Genomic DNA, 9,561 nt, shown 5'->3' on the forward strand with positions numbered 1-9,561 from the left:
GTATTTATAGAAAAAATAATATATCAGCTTGGCAAAAAAACACAATTACTCTGTAATTACACAACATTACGCGAACAAAAAACAGACAAGATTTAATAAAAAAGAGTTCATAAATAAAAGATTACAGTATTTGGACTTGAAGTAACTAGTTTATAACCCATCACATCAGCCTGTTTAATTTTTTTAAATAATAGATAATCTCATACTAGACAAGTATTTACATTCCAATTAACCTATTACGTTAACATAGAATAAGAATTAGTAATCGTATGTCTCTGACTCAGTTTTCGGACAGCCATATTGTCGATGTCTTTCAGTCTGACAAGTATCAACTACTTGAAAAGATTGGGGAAGGTGGTTTTGGCAAAGTTTTTAAAGCTCGTCAATTAAATACAGGGCAGTTCGTGGCACTTAAGTTTTTGGCATTAGAGCCACAACTTGATGTAACAAAAAAACAACGATATGCCGAGCGATTTAATCGTGAAACTCTGCTTTGTAGTCAGCTTAATCATCCAAATATTGTTCGATTATTAGATAAAGGACAATTAAATGAAAATTTAATGTTTGGTGTCTTTGAGTATGTTGAAGGGCAAACATTAAGAGACTATTTAAGTCAAAATGGCGCTATTGATTCTGTCTATACCACTGATATTATGTTGCAGGTTTTGGATGCCCTTATCCATGCTCATCAACAAGGTATTATTCACAGGGATATAAAGCCCACAAATATTATGTTGAGCCAATCAGGGGCAAAAACCTATGCCAAAATACTCGATTTTGGTATTGGTACCCTAGCGCAAGAAAGTCGCCAGCATGATTTTGAGACGATTACCCTCACCCAAGAAACTCTCGGTACACCATCATATAGCGCGCCCGAGCAATTAAGGGGAGAGCCTGCATCAGCAAAGTCAGATCTGTATGTGTGGGGGTTGGTTTTTTTGGAATGTTTGACCGGTGTGCCAGCAGTAACCGGCACCAGTGTTGCGTCAATTTACCATAAACAACTCAGTGACGTACATATTCCTATCCCAAGCGCCCTGCTCGGTCATCCTCTGGCAGGTTTGTTAAGAAGAGTACTGCATAAAAGTGCACTAGAACGTGTCATAACAGCAACCGAGGCGTTTTCAGAGCTCGCTCGAATGAACGTTTCCAATCTAGTCGGTGTGCTTAGCGACGTAAAGGCACAACACGGTTACGATGAAACAACAATAATGATCCGCGATGACGATCCAGATCATCGCGCAATTCAAGAGTATACGGCACTTACTGAGCGTAAACAGCTTACGGTTTTAGCGGTACGCTTAAGTGTTAAAGCGCTCGACAACCATGATAAAGACTATGATGTGATTGACACAGTTTATAAGTCTCAACGTAATCACTTTATCGATATTGCCACCCGCTACGGTGCCTACCATGTTGGGAACTTAGCCGATACTTGTCTTTTTTATTTTGGTTACCCCGTAAGCAGTGATAATGATGCACGCTTGTCTGCGCGCACAGCGCTAGAAATGATAAGCGAACTTGCCAAACGAAATGCATTGATGCAAGAAGCGCACAGAGTCTCACTCAATGCCCATATTGGTATTCATAGCGGAGTATTTATTACTTATGCCAACGCTGTTCCTGAAGGCCATCATGCAAATATTGCCGCAGCACTCTCTCGCGAAGCTGGCGAGCGACAAATTTTATGTAGTGCAGAATCGCGCTCACTCCTAGATGCTTTTTCAGAGTTTAACCTGTACGGCCAGTTACAAATTGGCCCATTGTTCGAGCTAACTCCAGTATACAATTTACAGGGTGAACGTCGCGTCGAAGCGTTTGGCTTTATGCGCGGTACTAAAAATAACCATGAGCTAGTTGGTCGCCATGCTGAGCTTGAGCAAACACTGTCACTCATTAATACAGAAGTTGAGGGCGAAACACGTATTGCGCATATTCATGGCGAAGCTGGTATAGGTAAATCTCGTTTATTACAAGAGATCCGTGCTAATGCTCCACAATACCAACACTTGGTTGCTCAATGTTTGCCTGAGCATCAAAACAATGCCTTATACCCAATACTTAACTTAGTTAGGTATCTATTTAATACAGATCAGCTTGATGCCCATTCAGCAAATACCGTATTTAGCTACGTGTTATCAAGCATTGACAGTGAGCTTGATTTGACTCAGGCCATTCCTGTACTGCTTGTTTGGCTCAATATTTCTCTTGGTGATGATATAGCGCCTTCAACTCTCGCACCTGATGAGCAAAAACAAGTGTTATTTAAAGGGTTATGTGCATTATTGCTGTCAAACCGCCATGGGATAAGTAAGTTTAAGCTCTATATTATTGAAGATATTCATTGGGCAGATAATACAACCTTAGAGTTTTTACATCATTTTGCGGGCGCATTAACGTCTGGCAATGTACTACTGAGTACATCGCGCCAAGATGTACCTAGCCAGTTAAAAGATTTAACCTTAGTCGATGTTTGTTTGAAAAAGCTAACGGCCAAAGCGACCGAGGACTTTATCATTAATCTATTTGACGGTCGCCAAGTCTCTGAACAAGTGCTTACTGTACTCACTAGCCGTACAGATGGGATCCCACTTTTTATTGAAGAGCTGGTCAACATGCTAAAGCAAAAAGCACTGGTTGGAGATAAAGGCGGAGTCATCGACTTTTTGGCCCCTGATAAATTGGAGCAAGTTCCAACTAGCCTAAGAGAGTCACTGCAACAAAAGCTCGACAACCTTCATCATGCCAAAGAGACAGCGCAACTGGCGGCAACCATCGGCCGAGAGTTTGAATACAATTTACTTATTGCTACATCATCCTTAAGTGAAAGCCAAATTCAAAACGACTTAAATGAGTTAATGGCTAACGATCTTATCGTGCATCAACGTCGTGTTGATAACGATAGCTACATTTTTAAACATGCTTTGGTAAGGGATGCTGCCTATGAAAGTATGGGTAAGCATGAATCATATGCACATCACATGAGTATAATTGAAGTACTCAACAATACAGGAATGAGCCAAAAGCAGCCCCTACTTACAACCCATCATTTAGCAAAAGTGGGAGATCATAATGCGGCTGTTGAATTATTACTAACATCAGCAAAAAGTGCTGCTGCCATCTACTCTGTCGCAGAGGCCAGTATTTACTATGCAGAAGCATTAAACTTCTTTCAAAATGGGTTAATTGATAACCAGCCTTTACTCCATAAAATTAAAAATGCGCTTGCTTCATCACGGGTTGCATACAATGGTTGGCTAGACACGTTGGCTAAAAAGCACGTGCTTCAAAATATCAGTGAACTCGCCACAATTTTAGACCCTAAAGAGCGCTTCATTACGATGAGAGGTGAATGGCTACACGCCTACGCTACCGGTGATATATTAAAAGCTCATAATATTGGATTACAGCTGCACGAAAACAAAAACGAATATCCACCTCACCAACACCCAGTGATCTTCGAGCTTTTATCGCAATCCTACTTTTCGCTAGGAGAGTTTGACAAAGTAATTGCGCTTGTCGATACGTTACCAAAAGAGGGCTTCTTCGATAATAGCTCTCAAGCCATAACTGATAATTACGGCTTTTGTTCTGAACTCACTTGTATTGCTTTTAAAGCGCTATCACAGTTGCTCACTGGTAAGGTTGATTTGGCACAAAGCGCCATGAACGATTTAGCTGAGCTTTCCAAAAATATTAATATAAATGACATTAGCTCAGCAACAAATGGGATATGGGCGTGGTTTAAACTAATACATGCTTCAATACAAAAAGATTCAGCTAATTTTAAAAAATATCAAGATGAAGCAAAAAATTACTCATCAACAGGGGTAAGCCTTGCAAAAAATTCTAATAATGTTGGCTGGTTGGGTTATAATAACATGCTCAACTACTTGGCTAATTTAGATAATATAGATAGCTTACAAGAATTCGAAGAAAAAATATCAAGCTTTGCTGGATATCGTTCACATCGCACTTTTTATTATTACTTTTTATACAAAGTATTACTATTTAATAAAAACACAATGAAAGATGACGCTTATAACGAATACTTAAATGATAAGGCTAGTACTAAAACCTTATATCTCCAAAACTATGAAAATTAGGAAATGAAAAATGAGTGATAATACAACACTACCAACTGGTTTAATCTCTTACATCTATAATGTAACTAACGATGAAGCTTTGAAGCAACGAGCGACCGACAACTTAGCCGAAGTGATGGCAGAGTTTGATTTAACAGCAGATCAAAAACGCATTATTACTGAAATTTCTTTAGAAACTGGATTAACAGATGATCTGTGGGATCAACTATCAGCAGAACTAAGACCTGAAATTCAACACACTATCAAAACAATTTGGTAATACATAGGAGCAGCGGGTGATTTTTTTATCTTAATCAAGCGTGTATTTTTTGTAGTGAGTCCCTGTCAGTAATAAAAGTTGAGTTATTTATTTTGTACATAATCAATCTCTAATACTGTTGACATCATGCACAAAAAACAAACCAAAATTAAGTTAAATTGGCATTTCACCCGCATTCATCATGAAATATAGTAAAAGTGAGCTTTACAGCATTGCACTTGATAGTGAGGTTCAACATCTCAATAATACCGTATTAGAAGAGCTTCAGACAATTGTCAGTGAAATCCCTGAAAATATACACGCTATATGTTTCGAAAAGAGAATTGATCAGTTTGAAGATCCTGTTGACTTTTTAGTATGTTATTACTGCTCTCCTCATAATTTAGACAGCGTTTCATCCTATATAAATCAAAAAACTCCAAATAAATACGCCCTTAGAATAAATGAGTTTATAACGAATAGGAAGCACTCCCCTGCTTATAAACTAGTAAATTTAATATGGTTTAGCTTTGATTATGAAGAGGGTCGATATAGCACAGCTCCAACATTTTGTGTAAGTACACAACATTGTCAGTTTTCTGACTTTAGCCTATTAAGCTCATTTATAATTAACGCATCTGAATTTTTAGCTCCTGAGTTTTTAAACAAAACAAAAGAGTTACTTCCTAGTTTAGAATGCACTAGGATAAACCACTTCAGTTTTACATTTGGTAGAAAGGAATTTAGAGCTAAACTCGTTTTTAAATTAGAAACCTTAAGACTTCCTAGTCTACTCAAAGATCTAGACTGGAAAGGAAACTTATATCTGCTGAAACAGTTATTAAATACTATTGTTCAAGTATCAGATGAAATACAAGTTGGGCTTTCCTATTCAACGGAGTTGTCAGAAAAGATTGAAATTGAATTGCCTTGGATAACAAGACTTGACGAAAATTATCTACAAGATAGCTTTTTGAGCTCGCTAAGAAAAATAACAGAAAAAGAATTAAGCACTAATTTAACTCCTTGGCTCAACCTGAAAGTACAAACTGGTTACTATATAAAAATAACCCTTACATCAGCATCAGAATTTAATATCAAGTCATATTTATATTCTTCACCTTATAAAAAAAGGAAATAATCATGAAAAGTGTAATAGCGAAACTCTCTTTACTATTCGTAAGTACTGGTACTTTTGCTACTGAATACAGCATTTTTCCAGATTGGCTAGTCAAAGATGAATGCACATTAACAGAGCCATTTCCTTTTCCAAACGACTTGACTCAGCTAAAACCCTACCCGCTTGACGCATACAATAAATTAGTGAAGTCGTGTGAAGAGTTAAAACCTGTAAAGCCTAATGAATCGCAGAAGCTTGATTATTTGGATCACCGATACGCGCTATTTTCATGGCTGAGCTTTACTGCGCTAAATAGGCAATTGGACGAAAACTATAAGCTCACGCAAAATAATCTAAAAGTGTGTGAAGCCGATTCAGGCGCCAATTGCCCGCTTCCACTTTGGATAAATTGGCGTGAAACCGAGACTATTTTCACAGCAGATGCAGCGCCTCCAAAAAACTGGGAAATATCCAAAAACTTCGCCATGATGCAGCCTTTATCTGCAGTGGAGCAAGTTGCGCCCAAAAATACACCGAAAAAACAGGCAATTTTAACTGACCAAAAAAACAACCCTGTATATTATCAGAAGTTTGTTAGTCCCTATGTATTCAATTTTATTACCAAAAATAAACTATATAGCATAGATGGCCAAATCGAATTCGCGAATAACCCAACTTATAGTTGGGCATGCAAAAGCCAGAGCGCGAGTAGCATGTGCATCAACATGAATACGATTGGCTTTTTAGCGTGTTCCAGTGGTTCCTCATTACCCACTTGTAACTTGCCACAAGACCTGACCAATTTTGACCCTAAGCCGCCAGGCCTTGCTATCGAGATAAAGGTAGCGTGGAAAATACTCGATGAGTCTGATGATCCGAGTAAGTACATTCGCGCAACACTGCCCGTAAAACGCTACCACCAAATACAAAGTGGTGAAACAGGCTCATTTAAAGTCGAAGAACAAGAAGTTGGCGTAGTTGGATTTCACATAATGCAGAAAACCGGCACGTCTAGTAATTGGATTTACGCAACCTTTTCACATCAGGATAATGTTTGGGGCAACTCTCCAACCTTTTTCGATAAGCAATGTCCAACATGCGCAATCAATCACCCAATAGGAGGCACTAAGCCTACTCAAGTGGTTCGATTGGAACAAATATCACCAGTTGTTGAAAAAGTGAATCAGCATATTTCTAAGCTATTCAAACAAGAAAACGCTGTTTTGCAATATTACAAACTAATTGGTACGCAGTATTCAACTAATAACAGCAGTAAGCCAATGACTGATATTAATGGCCAACCAAGTGATACAATTGAAACCAAGCTCACCAATTATTCAGGTGGATTGCCCCACCCTGTTTATCTAACTAATGAGGTGATTGAGACATTTTTACAACTAGGAAATCAGCCATTAGGTAAACAAGAAGCGCTTTATTATAAAAGCTCCTCTTGTATGAATTGTCATGCAGCAGGCGGGATCGCAACCGACTGTGATAAGAATACTGGCAAACCGATATTTACACCACGTACAGCAGACTTCTCTTTTATATATCATGATGCAAAGGCACAGTTTAAGGAGCAAAACTGTATCAAAGAGGAGCAATCTAATTAACCTTCGGTTTGGGGCTAGCTGCCTAAGCTGATGTGTATTTCTGTGAGCTGCAATGAGCACTTGTGGCTTCAACCGCATAATGCTCAACAGTCCGTCAAACTATAAAGCAAGATAGCAGTCATGCTATCTTGCTTTTACTTCAAAAAGTAAAGATTAGCGCTGTGCTAACTTTCCTCTTGCTGTATGAAGCTTCTTGTAACTCTCAATAAGACGCAGGTGCTTATCTAACCCTTCTAACTTCATATTAGTTGGCGTTAAGCCATAGAATTTCACATCGCCATTAATTGAGCCAATAACTGCATCCATCACCTCTTTACCAAACATACGAGTAAAGTTGTGAATGTAATCCTCTATTTCTAACTCGTCATCCAATGCAATTTCGAGTGTGGCGTGCATTGCTTGGTAGAATAAGCCTCGCTCAACGGTGTTGTCGTTAAACTGCAAGAAGGTTTCCACCAGTTCAATAGCCGCTTCGATATCACCAAGCGCGAGATAAATCATGATCTTAAGCTCTAGAATAGTAAGCTGACCCCACACCGTATTTTCGTCAAACTCAACGCCGATAAGGGTGATAATGTCGATATAATTATCAAGCTGGCTGTCTTCTAAGCGCTCAACCAAGTCAGCTAATGCTTCGTCATCTAGTGAATGAATGTTAAGAATATCTTCGCGATATTGCAGTGCTTTATTGGTATTATCCCAGATCAGATCTTCGGCTGGATATACTTCAGAGAATCCCGGAACTAAAATACGGCAAGCAACGCCTAAATCTGTGAACTCCGCAATATAAGCTTCTTTACCTAACGCCTCTAGAATGCCAAATAACTTATCGCATTCTTCTTCATTAGTGCCTGTAAAATCCCACTCAACAAAGTCGTAGTCGTGCTTTGCACTAAAGAAGCGCCATGAGATCACGCCCGTTGAATCGATAAAGTGCTCAACAAAGTTCTCCGGCTCAGATACTGCCATGCTGTTAAACGTAGGTTTTGGTACATCGTTTAAGCCTTCAAAGCTACGCCCTTGCAACAGCTCGGTTAAGCTTCGCTCAAGCGCTACTTCAAAACTTGGATGCGCCCCAAAAGAAGCAAACACACCGCCTGTTTTTGGATTCATTAGCGTGACACACATTACAGGGAATTGACCGCCAAGAGACGCATCTTTAACCACAACTGGGAACCCTTGATCCTCAAGTCCTTTGATCCCTTCAACAATACCTGGATATTTAGCAAGTACAGACTCTGGTACATTAGGCAACACAATTTCTTGTTCGATGATTTGCTTTTTCACCGCACGTTCAAAGATCTCAGATAAACACTGCACTTTGGCTTCAAACAGATTATTACCAGCACTCATCCCATTACTTAGGAATAAGTTCTCTATTAGGTTTGATGGGAAATATACCGTTTCACCATCTGAATGGCGGGTATAAGGAATAGAACAAATGCCGCGCGCTACATTACCTGAGTTTGTATCAATAAGGTGTGAGCCACGTAATTCACCTTCTGGGTCGTAAATTTCGCGGGTGTAATCATCTAAGATTTCGTTAGGCAGCGCATCATCAGCACCTGGTGTAAACCATTTCTCGTTCGGATAATGCACAAACTCAGCATTGGCAATTTCTTCACCAAAGAATTGGTCGTTATAAAAGAAGTTGCAGTTTAAACGTTCAATAAACTCGCCAAGTGCTGAGCAAAGTGCACTCTCTTTGGTTGCCCCTTTACCATTAGTGAAACACATTGGCGAAGCAGCATCACGAATATGCAGTGACCAGACGTGTGGCACGATATTACGCCATGATGCAACCTCAATCTTCATACCCAAGTCAGACAGGATCTTGGTCATGTTTGCAATTGTTTGTTCAAGCGGCAGATCTTTACCCAAAATAAAAGTACTATCGCTTTCACTGGTATCAACCATCAGCATTGCTTGGGCGTCATCCTCTAGGCTCTCAACTGCTTCTACTTGAAATTCCGGCCCAGTTTGAATCACTTTTTTCACGGTACAGCGGTCGATTGAGCGCAAAATACCTTGGCGGTCTTTTTCAGAAATGCTCTCCGGTAACTCAACCTGAATTTTAAAAATTTGGTTATAGCGGTTTTCTGGATCAACAATGTTATTTTGCGCTACGCGAATACCATCTGTCGAAATATCGCGAGCATTACAATACACCTTCACAAAGTAAGCTGCACAAAGCGCTGAAGACGCTAAAAAATAGTCGAATGGGCTTGGTGCTGAACCATCGCCTTTATAACGAATGGGCTGATCTGCAATGACAGAAAAGTCGTCAAACTTGGCATCAATTCTGAGATTATCGAGGTAATTTACTTTGATTTCCATTGGAAGGTTCCGGTGTGTTGCAATCGAAAACGCTCATTGTACTTGAGGATGCAAGGCCACGCCAATGGAAGTTACATTTAGAGATCATCTCATGGCAATAAAAAACGATGGACAAAGGTAGTTAACTAACCCCAGCTCGGGATAAGA

5 protein-coding genes are annotated in these 9,561 nt (G+C 39.4%); 4 read left to right on the plus strand and 1 reads right to left on the minus strand.

Going from position 1 to position 9,561, the window contains the following annotated elements; genetic code table 11:
* Positions 1-269 precede the first annotated feature (269 nt).
* From D9603_RS01800 to D9603_RS01815, 4 genes are all read left to right on the plus strand, one after another.
* Entirely contained in the window at positions 270-4,106 is a 3,837-nt protein-coding gene (locus D9603_RS01800; protein WP_128729830.1) for a TOMM system kinase/cyclase fusion protein, read from the plus strand.
* Between the two features lie 10 nt (positions 4,107-4,116).
* Positions 4,117-4,365, plus strand: coding sequence for a hypothetical protein (locus D9603_RS01805; protein ID WP_125252815.1), 249 nt, complete (start codon positions 4,117-4,119; stop codon positions 4,363-4,365).
* 181 nt (positions 4,366-4,546) lie between these two features.
* The gene (locus D9603_RS01810; RefSeq protein WP_128729831.1) at positions 4,547-5,485 is read left to right on the plus strand and encodes a hypothetical protein; all 939 of its coding nucleotides are present in this window, start codon (positions 4,547-4,549) and stop codon (positions 5,483-5,485) included.
* Positions 5,486-5,487: 2 nt separating this feature from the next.
* Positions 5,488-7,077, plus strand: a complete 1,590-nt coding sequence (locus D9603_RS01815) for a hypothetical protein (protein WP_128729832.1) — start codon at positions 5,488-5,490, stop codon at positions 7,075-7,077.
* A 153-nt stretch (positions 7,078-7,230) separates the two neighbouring features.
* Here the strand turns inward: D9603_RS01815 and D9603_RS01820 are convergent, their stop codons facing one another.
* Positions 7,231-9,414: an OsmC domain/YcaO domain-containing protein gene (locus D9603_RS01820; RefSeq protein WP_128729833.1), complete on the minus strand. Its 2,184-nt coding sequence runs from the start codon at positions 9,412-9,414 to the stop codon at positions 7,231-7,233.
* Between the last annotated feature and the right edge of the window lie 147 nt (positions 9,415-9,561).

This window comes from Pseudoalteromonas sp. PS5 (genome assembly GCF_004103255.1).
Taxonomy (GTDB): domain Bacteria; phylum Pseudomonadota; class Gammaproteobacteria; order Enterobacterales; family Alteromonadaceae; genus Pseudoalteromonas; species Pseudoalteromonas peptidolytica.